Source organism: Corynebacterium kroppenstedtii (assembly GCF_016894245.1).
GTDB lineage: Bacteria > Actinomycetota > Actinomycetes > Mycobacteriales > Mycobacteriaceae > Corynebacterium.
In genome coordinates, this window is the sequence record NZ_CP069792.1 from 123,277 (window position 1) to 138,036 (window position 14,760).

Annotated in this window: 12 protein-coding genes; 5 read left to right on the forward strand and 7 right to left on the reverse strand. The window is 56.3% G+C overall.

The features are described 5' to 3' along the window. Positions 1 to 18 precede the first annotated feature (18 nt). The 3 genes from rsmA to I6J23_RS00650 form a co-directional block, all read right to left on the reverse strand. Positions 19 to 948 (reverse strand): 16S rRNA (adenine(1518)-N(6)/adenine(1519)-N(6))-dimethyltransferase RsmA, encoded by a 930-nt coding sequence (gene rsmA / locus I6J23_RS00640; RefSeq protein WP_204582135.1) that lies wholly within the window; start codon positions 946 to 948, stop codon positions 19 to 21. A 9-nt stretch (positions 949 to 957) separates the two neighbouring features. Next, positions 958 to 2,127: a resuscitation-promoting factor gene (locus tag I6J23_RS00645; protein ID WP_204582136.1), complete on the reverse strand. Its 1,170-nt coding sequence runs from the start codon at positions 2,125 to 2,127 to the stop codon at positions 958 to 960. A gap of 270 nt (positions 2,128 to 2,397) precedes the next feature. After that, the gene (locus I6J23_RS00650) at positions 2,398 to 3,249 is read right to left on the reverse strand and encodes a TatD family hydrolase (protein WP_204582137.1); all 852 of its coding nucleotides are present in this window, start codon (positions 3,247 to 3,249) and stop codon (positions 2,398 to 2,400) included. A gap of 191 nt (positions 3,250 to 3,440) precedes the next feature. Between I6J23_RS00650 and I6J23_RS00655 the strand changes: the two genes are divergently transcribed. From I6J23_RS00655 to I6J23_RS00665, 3 genes are all read left to right on the forward strand, one after another. Next, positions 3,441 to 4,871: an aminopeptidase C gene (locus I6J23_RS00655; RefSeq protein WP_204582138.1), complete on the forward strand. Its 1,431-nt coding sequence runs from the start codon at positions 3,441 to 3,443 to the stop codon at positions 4,869 to 4,871. Between the two features lie 72 nt (positions 4,872 to 4,943). Continuing rightward, positions 4,944 to 6,428 (forward strand): aminopeptidase C, encoded by a 1,485-nt coding sequence (locus I6J23_RS00660; RefSeq protein ID WP_239454925.1) that lies wholly within the window; start codon positions 4,944 to 4,946, stop codon positions 6,426 to 6,428. Between the two features lie 23 nt (positions 6,429 to 6,451). Next, positions 6,452 to 7,051 carry a class I SAM-dependent DNA methyltransferase gene (locus I6J23_RS00665; protein ID WP_204582139.1) on the forward strand — a complete coding sequence of 200 codons (600 nt, stop codon included), beginning with the start codon at positions 6,452 to 6,454 and terminating at the stop codon, positions 7,049 to 7,051. A gap of 24 nt (positions 7,052 to 7,075) precedes the next feature. Here I6J23_RS00665 and I6J23_RS00670 read toward each other — a convergent pair whose 3' ends face one another. Together I6J23_RS00670 and metG are read right to left on the reverse strand one after the other, a co-directional pair. Next, complete coding sequence (locus tag I6J23_RS00670; RefSeq protein WP_236881619.1) at positions 7,076 to 8,098, reverse strand: quinone oxidoreductase family protein; 1,023 nt, start codon at positions 8,096 to 8,098, stop codon at positions 7,076 to 7,078. A 72-nt stretch (positions 8,099 to 8,170) separates the two neighbouring features. Further along, positions 8,171 to 10,009, reverse strand: coding sequence for a methionine--tRNA ligase (metG, locus tag I6J23_RS00675; protein WP_204582140.1), 1,839 nt, complete (start codon positions 10,007 to 10,009; stop codon positions 8,171 to 8,173). Between the two features lie 141 nt (positions 10,010 to 10,150). Here metG and I6J23_RS00680 point away from each other — a divergent pair, with 141 nt between their 5' ends. Next, the gene (locus I6J23_RS00680; protein WP_204582141.1) at positions 10,151 to 11,434 is read left to right on the forward strand and encodes an aminodeoxychorismate synthase component I; all 1,284 of its coding nucleotides are present in this window, start codon (positions 10,151 to 10,153) and stop codon (positions 11,432 to 11,434) included. A 120-nt stretch (positions 11,435 to 11,554) separates the two neighbouring features. Further along, positions 11,555 to 11,974: an RrF2 family transcriptional regulator gene (locus I6J23_RS00685; RefSeq protein ID WP_204582142.1), complete on the forward strand. Its 420-nt coding sequence runs from the start codon at positions 11,555 to 11,557 to the stop codon at positions 11,972 to 11,974. 59 nt (positions 11,975 to 12,033) lie between these two features. On the opposite strand, the gene I6J23_RS00690 is transcribed toward I6J23_RS00685, so the two are convergent. Together I6J23_RS00690 and rsmI are read right to left on the reverse strand one after the other, a co-directional pair. Beyond that, entirely contained in the window at positions 12,034 to 13,803 is a 1,770-nt protein-coding gene (locus tag I6J23_RS00690) for a BCCT family transporter (RefSeq protein ID WP_204582143.1), read from the reverse strand. Between the two features lie 70 nt (positions 13,804 to 13,873). Further along, positions 13,874 to 14,743, reverse strand: coding sequence for a 16S rRNA (cytidine(1402)-2'-O)-methyltransferase (gene rsmI / locus I6J23_RS00695; protein ID WP_204582144.1), 870 nt, complete (start codon positions 14,741 to 14,743; stop codon positions 13,874 to 13,876). Positions 14,744 to 14,760: the final 17 nt, after the last annotated feature.

Below are 14,760 nucleotides of genomic sequence, written 5' to 3' on the forward strand. Positions count from 1 at the left end.
CGTATCACCTGTTATCAATTAATGGGGTGCTTCTGCACTCGCAGGCAACTGCGCCAGAACGATAAATTCACCGATAGAAAGCGTCTCTCCCCGCCGGTGCGGATCGATTCCGGCTTCCCGAAGAGCGTGTTCTGCTGCGGACGCGCTTCCATAGTGACCTTTCAGAGCAGCGCGCAAGGTTTTTCGGCGTTGTGCGAACGCCGCGTCAATAATCGGCCACAGTTGGACCCGCGCGGTGGTGTCAGTTGGCCACGGCCGAGTGCCACGGGTGAGTTTGACCAACCCAGAATCGACGTTGGGTGCCGGCCAGAACACATTTTTCCCGATGGCACCTGCGCGCTGAACCTGACCATAAAAGCGGGCTTTGACACTGGGAACACCGTAGACGCGATTCCCTGGTTCGGCAGCAAGACGGTCAGCAACCTCAGCTTGGACCATGACGAGAACGCGCGTGATGGTCGGGAAAACCTCCAGGACGTGCAAAAGTATGGGAACTGCGACATTGTAGGGCAGATTGGCTACGAACGCCGTCGGAGGAGTCGCAGCCGGGTCCCCTGTGCTCAAACCGGTGAGCGCTAACGCATTGGAGGAGATTACATCGAGTTGTTCCGCATGTGTTGGCGCGTACGCCGCTACAGTGTCCGGGAGCTGTTCAGCCAGTGTGGTATCGATCTCCACGGCCGTCACTTTAGAGACAACATCAAGAAGGCCTAGCGTTAATGAGCCCAATCCCGGGCCGACTTCAAGAACGTGATCATCAGGTGACAAGTCAGCAGTGGAGACGATTCGACGGACTGTGTTGGGATCGACGACGAAGTTTTGTCCGCGCTTTTTAGTTGGAACGACCCCCACAGTCCTCGCTAGTTCTCTTATTTCTTTAGGCCCTAAGAGCCGAGAGGATGAAGAAACGTGATCGGAGGTACGCGGAGGAGTGGGGGGTTGATTCACACCGTTAGGTTAGCGGATTCCGAGCTTCGACGTGCATGCTGGCCACGCTCCCCAACCCTGGGCAGCTTGAACCTTATTAGCGACAGCGATCTGCTGCTCGCGGCTAGCGCCAGCGGCGGTAGGAGCGTATGCCCCGCCACCGAATGCTTGCCAGGTCTGGTCAGTGAACTGCAGCCCACCGGAGAAGCCATTTCCTGTGCTGGTGTTCCACTTTCCACCGGATTCACACTGAGCGATGGAGTCCCACACCGATCCTCCAGCAACAGCAGGGGCCGATGCCGAGGAGGACTTGGGCGATGATGCCACGGCCGCCTTCGTGCCACGAGAAATCACCTTTTCAGTGGCCTCAGAGAGAATCTTAGAAGCTTTCTCCCACCGCTGAACTTCTTGACCGTTACGGGATTTGACGGTGTAGGTCACTTCGCGCTCGCCAGCCTTACCCGGCTTAACAACGGTCTCCGAACCCTTTGGACTGTTGGGATCGTCAACATAGCGAACGGTCGGCTCTACAGCCTCTTTCACCGTCTGATCTTCAGTCTTGTTGCGCTCAATGGTGATCTTGTCGCCACTAACCAGCTTCTTGCCAAGCTCCGGTGTGACTTTATCGTCGGCACCTAACTTGATCCCCCGGCGATCAAGGAAATCCTTCACCGTGACAGCGGGAACTTTCATGTCGCCGAGCTGCCCACCGTCGTCAAGGGTGATGTCCTTAAGCGGCACGACTTCGAGTTTCATGCCACTTTCCGGGATTTTGGTGCTGCCCTGAGCAGACACGTAATCGTCCGGATTGATGGTTCCAACCTGGTTTAGGAAGTCCTTAACGGTGAGAGCGGTGGACTGGATGGTCTTTTGGACACCATCGACAGTCAGCGTGACGGGGCGAGCGGTGCGAACCGTAATTTCTTGCTTATCCTTGACGGAGCTGTTCGCAGCAGGGGAAACAAAGTCACCGTCTTTGAGGTCGACATCGTGTGAGGCGAGAATGCTCTTCACGTCTCCGGACATCGCACTGACGTGGGAGGTTTCACCGTTAACGTTCAAGATGAGGTTTTTCTGAGCGTTAACAGCAACAGCGCCACCGACTACCAATGTGGCCAGCATGCCACCGGTAGCGACACGCACTGGCGTGGAGGAGGTGTGGTTAATGCGGTGGATGCGAGATTTCTTCTGAGTGCTCACGTCTTTCTCTCCGGCTCAGAATGGTGGAGCCTGCCCAAAGTCACGATCTGATAACAACTTCGACAGAGTAGCAACTAGATGGGGGTGAGGCAACGGCTCCGTAACCAAAAGTTGCTATCACTTGTGACACTTTCGTAACATTTGACAGCTTTCCCGCCCATGAGCTGGACATATGCTGAATACAACCTTAGACGCACAACCCCTAAACTGTGATGGAGGACACAAAAAATAATGGCCGCTCACCCGGAATAAAACCCCCAGGGCACGACGCTAATCCTCCGAACTAGACCGCTGCACCCCAAAAATCCTTGCCGCGGTCTGGCCGGTGTGGAGGGCAAACTCCGCGGGGCTCTCCCCTCTCACCTCGGCCAATCGACGGGCAGTGTAGCCGACATATGCCGATTCATTTTTCGCACCACGAAATGGCTCAGGGGTCATATATGGCGCGTCGGTCTCTACCATGATCTGGCCTACAGGGGCGCGTCGGGCCGCCTCGCGAAGGTCGTCATTACGTTTGAATGTCGAGTTTCCTGCAAAGGACAAAATGTATCCTCGGGCCAGCGCTTCATCCGCGACATCCAGTGGCGAGGAGAAGCAATGCAGCATCACCGTGAGGTCGTCACCATAGTCGGCGAGAACGGCTAGCAAATCCTCGTCGGCCTCACGATTATGAATCATGAGAGGTTTGTTGACCCGGCGCGCCACGTCCGCATGCCACTGCAGGGCCTCACGCTGAGTTTCCTTATCCGCACACTCGTCGAGCTTGCCCAACCAGTAATAATCCAGCCCCGTCTCCCCGACCGCGACACAGCGAGGATCCTCCGCCATCTGTTCAAGGCGAGCGCGCACACTGTCGGTCAGCTCACCCGCACGCGTCGGGTGAATGGCGCACGCTGCCACAACATCAGGATGGTAATGCGCGGCCTCAAGGGCTTTCTCAGCTTCGTCCAGCCCGTCGCCTACCGTGCACACCCATTCCACCCCACTGCCGGCAGCTCGGGTCATTAACTCCGAGATCCCCGCCGCATCATGGGCCCCGGTGGCCCATAAGTGGGTATGAGCGTCCACAAGATGTGGCAGGAACTCGGGCGGTTTCGGTTCAGGGCGGCGCTTCTTGCTCATACCTTTAGGCTAACTAATCCAGTGGGCTGGACGTGAACAGTCGGGTCTCCGTCCCCTACTATGTTCACACATCACACACACTGTCCGAGCACACCCTGTTTGTGAACCATGTGTGAAACGCTGTGTCGAGCCACATTGCTGAACCACATTGCTAAACCATATTGCTGAACCGCATTGTTAAGGAGACAAGCATGACTAAATCTTCGTCTACCTCACCATTGACAGCACTGTCAGATACGCGCCTATCTGAGCTTCGTGCCGATATTGCCGGCGACCCCACCCATCGCGTCGCGATGAACGCAGTGACGACTACTGATGTCGATCATGTTGCTCTGAACCGTGACGCAGTCGTCGCATTAGACGAATCGTCAGAAATAAAGCTCGATTCCTTAAAAGTGACAGACCAGAAGCAGTCTGGCCGGTGCTGGATGTTTGCGGCGTTAAATGTATTCCGCCACGAGATCGCACGCTCCCTTAATCTCGAGGATTTTGAATTCTCTGAGTCTTATCTTCAATTCTTCGATAAGTTCGAAAAAGCGAATTACTTCTTGCGCTCCGTCGCGGGGCTGTATGACGGATCATTATTATCAGCAGATAGTCCATCTCGTACCGGCTCACCACGAGAATTACGCGATCGCGCAATTGATACATTGTTTTCTTTCACCGTAAGTGACGGTGGCCAGTGGAATTACGTCGTTAATTTGGTGAAAAAATACGGTGCCGTTCCCAAATATGTCATGCCTGAAACCCAGTCGAGTTCCTCGACATCTCACATGGATCGAGCATTAAACACCATTGTGCGTAAAGCCGCTCTTCAACTAAGAGACGCGCTAGATAAGGATCGAGAAACCCACACTGAGGGCTTTGACCCTAATGGCATCATTGCCTCCGCACTTCGTGACGTCCATCGTGTCCTATCCATTCACCTCGGTGTTCCTCCCACCGAATTCGTCTGGCAGTATCGCGACAAAGACAACACCTTCCATCGCGGCGGCACCTACACACCACAGCAGTTCGCGAAGGAATTTTTGCCCGATGACCTCGACAACTACGTAAATATTGCGCATGATCCTCGGGTGGACGTACCCGTCGGTCATCGGTATACAACCCAGTTCCAAAATGACATGTGGGGCACTGAGGACTTCACTTATCTCAACGTGGATCTCGACACTATGAAGTCGCTGGCCATTCAGCGCCTTCGCAACGATAAGCCGGTGTTTTTCTCCTGTGATGTCAACCGGCAGTTCCGGGCGGACCTCGGCGTATGGGACGCAGATCTGATTCAGCTGGACCAGCTCTACGGCATCACCACCGAAACGACGAAGGCTGATCGCATGCTGACTGCCGAATCCCGTTTGACGCACGCAATGGTCTTCACCGGAGTTGATTTCGACAGTGATTCCGATACCCCCCGTCGGTGGCGCGTTGAGAACTCATGGGGAACTCACCACCACAAGGAGCATAAGGAAATCGCTGGTAAAGGCTACGGGACAATGGCTGATTCCTGGTTCAATGACAGCGTATTCCATATCGTGGTTCATAGGGACGAGCTGCCTGACCAGCTTCGCGCCCAGCTCGACGACGAACCCACTGTCCTTCCCCTGTGGGATTCAATGGTCTAAACCCCTGCCGTCTAATCCACTGCACACCACGCAGGACTCCCGCACCAACCATCAACCATGACAAGGACACCTATGACTTCCTCTCACAACCACACCTCCGATACCGAAAACTCAGGCCACAGCACGCCGGCACCACAATATTCCTCGCGCAATACCGGCGTTCTGGCTCCTCAAGCTGTCGCGAGTCTTTCTGAGGCAGTGAACTCCGACCTATCAGCCCGGATCGCCATTAACGCGGTGACCACGACCGACGTCGATAAAGTCGCTCTCAACCGCCAGCGGGTAATATCCCTCGACCATTCCGTTTCGCATAAAACGGACACGTGGGCCGTCGCTAATCAAAAGAAATCTGGCAGGTGCTGGATTTTCTCAGGACTTAATTCCATGCGTGGCAATGTTATGTCAGAAACTGGAATTAAAGACTTCGAGCTCTCCCAAAACTATGTTTCTTTCTATGACAAGCTAGAGAAGGCCAATTATTTTCTCACCGCGATGCGCGAATTAGCCGATCGCCCTATCGAGGATCGGACTATCCAGCATCTTTTACAGGCCCCCATTGACGACGGTGGCCAATGGAATATGTTTGTCGCGTTAATCAACAAATATGGCGTCGTACCACAGTACGCTATGCCGGAAACGCAATCGAGCTCTAATACGCGGCATATGAACCGCGACTTAGCGTCAGTTCTGCGTGCAGGGGCGACGCACATCCGCAATGCTGTCACAGTGGACAAAGAGAACAATGCCGATAGTGACGCGGTCAAGGCCGTTCATGACGACACCATGACCAGTGTTTATCGCATTCTCACCATCCACCTCGGTGTGCCACCGGAGAAATTTGTGTGGCAATACCGCACAAAGGATAACGATTTTGTGCGGAAAGGCACGATAACGCCACAGGAGTTCGCCGCAACCTACCTTCCCCGCGATCTCGACGACTATGTCTGCGTCGTGAACGATCCGCGCTCGACCAGCCCCTACGGTGACACATTTACCGTCGAATACCTCGGCAATGTCGTCGGCGCAAAGCCGGTCACTTACCTGAATGCGCCCATCGAGGTGCTGAAGAAAGCCGCCTTGGGTGCGCTAGTTGATGGCAACCCTGTATGGTTCGGGTGCGACACACTGGCACAATCAAACGCTGACCAGGGGTATTGGTCGCTCGACCTTTACAACTATGACACTCTCTACGGTGTGGACCTCTCCATGTCCAAGGAAGACCGGCTGCTGTCCGGCGATTCCATGATGACTCACGCCATGGTGTTTACCGGGGTTGACCTCGTCGACGATGCCGACGACTTCGATCCGACCACTGTCACCTCATCCGATGCCTTGCCAGAGACCGTTCGGCCCCGCAAGTGGCGCGTCGAAAATTCGTGGGGTCCGGATAAGGCCGATAAGGGCTTCTGGACGATGGACGATTCCTGGTTCTCCGAGAACGTGTACGAAATCGCGGTGCCGAAAGCGCGTCTGCCCAAGGAATACCAGGATGCATTGAGCAAGGAACCCCATGTCCTCCCTGCGTGGGATCCTATGGGCGCACTAGCTCGCGGATAATTGCCAAGGCTATTCTGAGTGTCATGCCTACGTGGAATGACATTCTTGCTGCCAACCCTGACCACTCCCATCGCTATGCGAAGCGGTGGGATGTTTTCGTTGCTCAAGGGAGGGATATCGACGGTGAGGCACGCCTCATTGACGCGTTGGCCCAGCGCGGCTCACGGATGCTCGACGCCGGCGCGGGCACTGGAAGAGTAGGAGCATACCTGCTCAAGAAAGGGCACTCCGTCACGGGCGTGGATGTCGACCCCTACTTGGTGTCGGTGGCACAGAACCGCCTGCCCGACGGCGAGTGGCATGTTGCAGATTTAGGCGACGACTCACCCGACCCCCAGGATTTTCCCGAGGGGCCATTCGACATTATTTATTCTGCCGGGAACGTGTTCCCATTCATCGCCCCTGACCACCGTGCAACAGCAGTCGCAAACCTATCGAGCCGACTTACCAACAACGGCCGCATGATCCTTGGCTTCGCCCTCGACCGGGGATACACTGCCCCACAATTCCTTGCCGACGCCCAGTCCGCCGGCCTAGCACCACAACATATGTTTTCATCGTGGAATGCTGATCCCTTCGACGAGAACAGCACCTTCCTTGTTGCCGTGCTGACGCGGGGGTGACTCGGCCTGATCGACGACGCTGATCTAAGGAATAAGCACCAACGATCCCGTTGTCTTCCGCGCCTGCAGCTGCTCATGAGCCTTGCGTGCCTCAGAGAGCGGGAACGTCCCTCCAATTCGGAACGTCACTGACCCATTGGCCACCATTCCAACAACCGCTTGAACTCGCGATTGCAGTTCACCCGGGCGCGAGGTCCAATCCTTAATGCTCGGCCGGGTCAGGAAAACCGAACCCGCCTCATTCAACAGTTGAGGGTCGATCGGCGGTACTGGCCCCGAGGCCGCACCAAACAAAACCATCGTGCCCGTCGGCCGTAGCGAATGAATTGATGTATCAAATGTCGTCTTCCCTACGCCGTCATACACGACATCCGCACCGCGTCCATCCGTCAACTCACGGATTTTCTCCGGCGAGTAGTCGTCATAATTAATGGTGTAGTCGGCGCCATTATCCCGGGAGAGCTGCGCTTTTTCCTCGGTAGAGGTGATGCTGATGACAGTGGCTCCCCGCGCTTTAGCCATCTGGGTGAGCAGCAAACCGACGCCCCCGGAACCCGCTGTAATGACGCATGTGTCGCCCTCACCCAGCGAATAGCATCCGTCAGACAGGTAATGAGCAGTAATCCCCTGTGTCATTAACGACGCGGCCGTCGGATCATTGATAGTGTCCTCAATAGCCACTGCTGCCGACGCGGGAACCGCCGCGTACTCCGCATACGAGCAGTTCGTGTTGTAGAAAGCAACGCGATCTCCCACGGATAATTCACCCGAGGAGGAAGCGTCGCCGTTATCCTCCCCCTTTGCGACGATGCGCCCAACACCCTCGACACCTGGTGTGTAGGGCAAGTCTGCGGGATAAATTCCCTCCCGAAAATAGGTGTCAATGTAGTTGACACCGGCTGCATCAATCTTCACCAGAACCTCGCCGGGGGCGGGCTGAGGAACGGGGACGTCGTCTTTATATTCCAATGCGTCCGCGCCTCCCGTGTGAGACACCCGAATCGCGTGCATGGTGTTAGGGATAGTTACTGTCTGAGAAGAGCTCATGAACCCCACCATAGGTGATGACGGCGCGTCCAGCAGGGAGAGAATCCCCGGCTACAGGAAGGGAATCCCGGCTTAATGGACGACAGGCGCCCACTCTGGGCCGGTTTCCGCCAACTCGGGGTCCAGTTTCGCGAAGATCGGCTTTGGCTTCCTCAGCGTCGTGCCGGCTTCGATGGGGATGCGCTTCCATGCTGCCTGCTGGTGGGAATACTCACCGGTGATCACATGGTAGGTTCGCCCTTCCTCAGGAAGGCCAACTCCCATGAGCTCAACCGGGGTGTCATCCGTCACTTCGTCGATTCGTGGCATGGCTGCCCATTCGCCGGTGCGGCCCAGGGTTTCATGAACCTTCTGGGCAGCATGTGGCAAGTAGGGCGTGAGCAGCACATTGCAATCGGACACGACCTGCAGCGCAGTGTGCAGCACGACGGCCAGGCGGTCCCGCTGGTCCTCATCCTTAGCTAATTTCCACGGCTCCTGGGCAGCAATGTAGGCATTAGCCTCACCGACCAGATGCATAGCCGCGTTGATCCCGGCGCGGAAACGAGAATGCTCTATATTCTCCGCAACGATGTCGAAGGTTTTCTCCGTGAGGTCGAGAAGGGCCTTATCGTCATCAGTGCGGTCAAGCCCGGAAATATCGGGAACTTCACCGAAATTCTTCGCCGCCATAGACACCGTGCGGTTGATCAAGTTACCCCACGAATTGGCTAACTCGTTATTGTTACGGCGGACGAATTCATCCCAAGTGAAGTCCGTATCGTTGTTTTCTGGACCGGCGACGGCAATGAAGTATCGCAACGGGTCGGGGCCAAATTCGCGGAGGAAATCTTGCACGTAGATAACCACGCCTTTGGACGACGAGAACTTCGATCCCGACATGGTGAGGTATTCGGACGAGACGACTTCTGTCGGCAATTGGAGGTCACCCAACTTGCCTTCGGTGCCCCCGCGTAATCCCAGGCCACGGTATCCCAGCATTTCAGCAGGCCAAATTTGGGAGTGGAAGGTGATATTGTCCTTGCCCATGAAGTAGTAGGACTTAGCCTCAGGGTTGGTCCACCATTTTTTCCACGCGTCGGGCTCACCGATACGATGGGCCCACTCGATGGAGGCAGACAAATACCCGACGACGGCGTCGAACCACACATAGAGTTTCTTGAATTTATTATCAGCCCATCCTTCGAGGGGAACGGGCACTCCCCAGTCAATGTCGCGGGTCATAGCGCGGGGTTTGATGTCCTTCAAAATGTTCAAAGAGAACTTGAGGACGTTTGGCCGCCAATCCTTGCGGGATTCGAGCCACTCCCCTAACGAATCCGCGAGTGCGGGCAAGTCAAGCAAAAAGTGCTCGGTTTCAACGAACCGTGGTTTTTCACCGTTGATCTTCGACACCGGATCGATCAGGTCGGCAGGATCCAACTGGTTGCCACAATTATCGCATTGGTCGCCACGAGCTCCGGAGGCACCGCAAATTGGGCAGGTGCCTTCGATGTAGCGGTCGGGAAGAGTGCGCCCTGTCGACGGGCTAATAGCACCCAGAGTCGTTTGCTTCACCATGTAGCCGTTGGAGTACAGCGTCATGAAGAGCTCTTGAACAATGGCGTAGTGATTGCGCGTCGTTGTTCTGGTAAAGAGGTCATAAGAAAGACCTAGTCCGGCCAGGTCTTCAACAATTTGCTTGTTATAGGTATCGGCAAGCTGCTGCACGCTGACGCCTTCTTTTTCCGCCTGAACCAACAGCGGAGTTCCGTGTTCGTCAGTGCCGGAGACCATGAGTACGTCACGCCCGCGCATTCGCTGGTAACGGGCGAAAACGTCGGAGGGAACACCGAAACCGGCGACGTGTCCGATGTGGCGGGGCCCATTAGCATAGGGCCAGGCGACAGACGTAAGTATGGGTGCAGACATACCGTCTAGGCTACAACGCGCTGCAAATTTTACCGACATGAAGGGCAGTCTTAGTGCCCGTCCTTAGTGCTCGTCGTGATCCGTCGACATCCCCACCGGCAGTTCCGTCTGACGCAGGCGCCGGCAGCTACAGTGATTTTTATGCTCCCCGGCCTATCAAACGTATCCGACGCATCTCATGATGATTCTGCTTCCATGACACGCCTTGGTTACAGCTCGCTGGCCCCTGTCGATGTAGGTATGTCACTTCTTACCGACGGCCATCTCCCCGCGATGGCTATCGGAGCCTGGGGTGGGCTCGACGCCGTCATCGCACCGGATGCTTTATGCACGTACTGCGACCCTGAGGACGCATTAAAGCCCCCACCTGCACTTTTCCGCTCTCCGGGCAACGCTTCTGCCAGCACCTCTGGCAACGACGATGGGTCGACAACACCGGCTTATCCCCACAACGGCGTTCGGTTTGGTTTCATCTCGTATCCCGACCCCACAGTGTATGCAGCAGGCGTCACCACCCACCACGTGATCTGGCGCCACAATGGGGAATGGTTCACCAACGGTGATCCCGAATGGGCCACAGATGTTCTCGTTACTGCGAATCAACGTCGCCACTTTCACTCGATTCCACAATGTTCTCCGGCAACGCACTGGAGCTCTGGCGACCGAGATGCTCACCGACATGGTGTTATGAACTGTCTGGATGCTATTCGCGCCGGGGAGGTCTACCAAGCGTGCATCTCCACTCAGTTTCGAACTCCAATGAAGTCGCGCGCCGACGCGGCCCGGTGGTGGCTCTCAACCGTCCACCGCACCCACCCCACGTTCGCCATTTTTCTGGCGACTCATGACCGCGCCATCGCCTCCCTGAGCCCCGAACTGTTTCTCGAGCGCCGGGGATCCACGGTGTGGTCGTCGCCAATTAAAGGAACACTTCCCATTAATCGAGATCCCGAGGAACTAGCGCGGAGCAGGAAGGATGTTGCGGAGAACATCATGATCGTTGACCTCGTCCGCAATGACCTCAGCCGCGTATGCAGGGACGTTACCGTGCCCTCATTATTAAAGGTCCTGCCGGCCCCGGGGGTGTGGCATCTCGTGTCAACGGTATCTGGGCATATGGAAGATGTGTCGCCAGCGCAGGATTCCCGCATTATTGATGCGTGTTTCCCGCCAGCGTCGGTGACGGGCACACCGAAGTTACGGGCGCGGGACTATCTGGCCGAGTGGGAGCCAGTACCGCGTGGTATTCATTGCGGAACTGTGGGGTTGAACTGGGGAAATCTGGTGGCGAATGTGGCCATTCGCACCGCGGAATGGGTGAATGGCGAGCTGGTTTTAGGCACTGGCGGCGGGATCACCATTGACTCCACTCCCGACACCGAATGGGCCGAGATTATAGCTAAAACATCTACTTTGCGCTGGTAGAAATACCCTCAGCGTCCCGCCACTCGCGCGGAGTAGGTGGTCGATCACACTACATGGGCGTGAAACGTCGGGCTGGTTATCGCATTTTTTGGCCCTGGCCCGTGGCGCTACCCTGAGACTGTGAATCTTACGAAGTTCTCTGATCTCGGTTTACGTGCCCTCATGCACATGGTGGGGTCAGGGAATGCACGGACAACAGCCCGCGAGGTCGCCGAAGCGATCAACGCTCCCCGGACCCATGTTTCGAAAGTCATATCGCGGCTAACAGAATTCGGTATTATCGACGCCACTCGTGGCCGCGGTGGAGGAATAACTCTGATCGATGGCGCTGAGGATTTTTCCGTCGGAGCCATCGTCCGTTTCCTCGAGGGGCCGAGCCCGGTGATTGACTGCGAACACCCCCACCCCTGCCCCTTTAATGTCAATTGCCGGCTGCAGCATGAATTAGCCCAGGCACAAGAGGCGTTTTTCGCATCATTGGACGCAGTGACAATAAAAGACATCACGCCCGTGAGGCCTCAGGCTTTTCACCAGGCGTGATGTCTTTTCATGTTCCTTAATTAACGACGGCTAACCGAACAGCCATTAGTCCACGACGGCTAGTCGGCGGTTGTCATCGCCGTCGACGGCCCGTCTGACGAATCATTGGCAGTATTCCCCGACCGCCGGTCTTTTCCGAGTATCTTGTCAGCGCGACGACGTTGTCGTGCCGCATGAGCTGCTTCTACTCGTCGCTCGCGCGCAAGCTTCAACGCGAAGCGTCGGTGCTCACGGTGATCCAAGTACACAGGGTCTTCCCTAAACCCTTTTACCAGCGCGAACATCAGCGCGATAATGATCAGGAGGAATGGCGACGCTGCAATAATCGTGACCGACTGCAGGTTATTCAACGCGTCGGATCCGCCGGAGACCAGCAGCACAATGCCGATTGCGGCTGTGAGCACACCCCACAAACACGTGACGCGGACGTCGGCAACGATGCGGCCATTTTGGGACATCGAGCCCATGACCGTCGAGGCCGAGTCTGCGGATGTGATGAAGAAGGTAGCCAGCAGAACCATGGCCAGGATGGAGAAGATTTGTCCCCCAGGCATGGTCTTGAGCAGGGAGAACAGTTGGTGGGTGGAGTCGCCATCGCCCCAAATGGAGCGGCTAGTTTCTTCCAGGTGCACACCCGTCCCACCGAAGATGGAGAACCACACCACCGTAATTGCCGATGGAACCAACAACACCACGCACACGAACTCTCGGATGGTGCGTCCGCGGGAAATCCGAGCAATGAACATTCCTACGAAGGGCGACCAGGAGACCCACCAGGCCCAGTAGAAGATCGTCCAGGTACCCAGCCATTTACCTGCCGTACCGTTGTCAGTGTCTGCAGTACGGGCAGCCATCTCGAAGAACTGCTGGACGTAGCTTCCGAATGCCGTCGGGATCATGTTCAGAATGACGACGGTGGGGCCCGCAATCAGCACAAAAATGCCCAGAACAGCGGCCATCACCATGTTCGCGTTCGAAATGTACTGAATCCCCTTGCCGACGCCCGACGCTGCGGACGCCAAGAAGAACAGGGACAGGATGACCACGACACCGACCAAAACTGGCGTCCCCGGGTTGTGGATGATGCCGGTTTCGTCCATACCCGAGCCGATCTGCAGTGCGCCCAGACCCAACGATGCGGCGGTGCCGAACACGGTGGCAAAAATGGCCAGGACGTCGATGGTTTTCCCCATCCAGCCTTCGGCCCTGTTCGCACCAATAAGCGGGATGAACGCAGAAGACAATAGCTGTTTTCGGCCCATGCGGAAGGTTCCGTAGGCGATAGCTAGTCCCACGATGGCGTAAATCGCCCAGGGGTGTAGCGTCCAGTGGAACAGCGTCGATGCAAATGCCGAGTTCAGATCTTCAGGCTCGGACCCTGGCACGCCTTCACGAAAGAATGTGAGCGGCTCTGTCGTTCCGTAGAACATTAGGCCGATTCCCATGCCTGCGGCGAACATCATCGCAATCCAGGATGGCGTCGAGAATTCGGGTTCTTCATCATCGCGGCCCAACCGAATTGATCCGAACCGCGAGAATGCGATGGACAAAATGTAGAACACGAAGACCGTTCCGAACAGGACGAACATCCACCCAAGGTTGTCGACGATCCAGCTCAGAGCGTCGGAGGCGAACTCCGCAAACCCGTTGGGTGCGATGAGTCCCCATAAGATGACGACAAGCACGAGTGCTGCTGCGGGTCCTACGACTCTCCAGTCCGTGGGAGCGTCGTCGGTAGCGTCGGACATGCCGAGCTGCCCCTCCCCCGTCAGCACTTCGGGATCATAGTCACCAAGGATGACTTCAGGATCGATATTCTTATGGTCCATTCATCCACTATGTAACAGGACTCTTTTTTATTCAATTGCTACGAGGTTTTCAGCAACTAATAAGGTTCGTTTATTCACTCGCCTTTCTAGCGTCGACGACGGCCTCATAGAGATCCCGCTTCCGCATCCCCCACTGGTCAGCGACAACTTTGCATGCGTCCTTCAAGCGAAGACCATCCGCCCGGACACGCGCTTCAACATCATCGACGAGGTCGTCCACTGGCGGATGCGCGTTCACGTCACGAGCACCTTCCAGAACGACGGTAATTTCACCGCGGATCCCCTCCGCAGCCCAGGAGGCGAGATCCTCTAACGTGCCGCGACGAACCTCCTCATAAAGCTTGGTGAGTTCACGGCACACAGCAGCACGGCGATGAGCACCGAGGATGTCCACCGCCGCGTTCAAGGTCTCTTCAATTCGGTGAGGTGATTCGAAGAACACGCACGCGCGTCGTTCTGTGACTAACGACGATAACCACTCACGACGGGCCCCGGTCTTCCGCGGCACAAAACCGTCAAAACAGAAAGTGCCAACGTGCAGGCCCGACATCGCCAGCGCGGTGGTCACGGCTGATGGGCCCGGGATACAGCCCACATGGATTCCTTCGTCGTGAGCTCGTTCCACAACGGGAAACCCTGGGTCGGAGATAACGGGCATACCGGCGTCGGAAATGATGAGGACAGTTCTACCACGCTGGACTTCTGAGATGAGGGCATCGACGCGGCTGGATTCATTGTGATCAAAATTCGACACCAGGTGCCCAGCAATGTCGATACCCAACGCATTGACAAGATTTCGTGCTCGACGGGTGTCTTCTGCTGCGACAACGTCTGCGGTGGCGAGGGCATGACGCAGCCGTGGCGACGCGTCATCGATATTGCCCAATGGCGTTCCCGCGACGACGATACCGCCACGATAGGACGAATTATCCTGACTCATATGTCTAGCTTCCCATA

What these genes read in the sequence shown, in the direction of transcription:
- I6J23_RS00650 (WP_204582137.1), bottom strand. Translation starts at nt 3,249, where the DNA reads ATGAGCAAGAAGCGCCGCCCTGAACCGAAACCGCCCGAGTTCCTGCCA.
- I6J23_RS00655 (WP_204582138.1), top strand. Translation starts at nt 3,441, where the DNA reads ATGACTAAATCTTCGTCTACCTCACCATTGACAGCACTGTCAGATACG.
- I6J23_RS00660 (WP_239454925.1), top strand. Translation starts at nt 4,944, where the DNA reads ATGACTTCCTCTCACAACCACACCTCCGATACCGAAAACTCAGGCCAC.
- I6J23_RS00665 (WP_204582139.1), top strand. Translation starts at nt 6,452, where the DNA reads ATGCCTACGTGGAATGACATTCTTGCTGCCAACCCTGACCACTCCCAT.
- I6J23_RS00670 (WP_236881619.1), bottom strand. Translation starts at nt 8,098, where the DNA reads ATGAGCTCTTCTCAGACAGTAACTATCCCTAACACCATGCACGCGATT.
- metG (WP_204582140.1), bottom strand. Translation starts at nt 10,009, where the DNA reads ATGTCTGCACCCATACTTACGTCTGTCGCCTGGCCCTATGCTAATGGG.
- I6J23_RS00680 (WP_204582141.1), top strand. Translation starts at nt 10,151, where the DNA reads ATGCTCCCCGGCCTATCAAACGTATCCGACGCATCTCATGATGATTCT.
- I6J23_RS00690 (WP_204582143.1), bottom strand. Translation starts at nt 13,803, where the DNA reads ATGGACCATAAGAATATCGATCCTGAAGTCATCCTTGGTGACTATGAT.
- rsmI (WP_204582144.1), bottom strand. Translation starts at nt 14,743, where the DNA reads ATGAGTCAGGATAATTCGTCCTATCGTGGCGGTATCGTCGTCGCGGGA.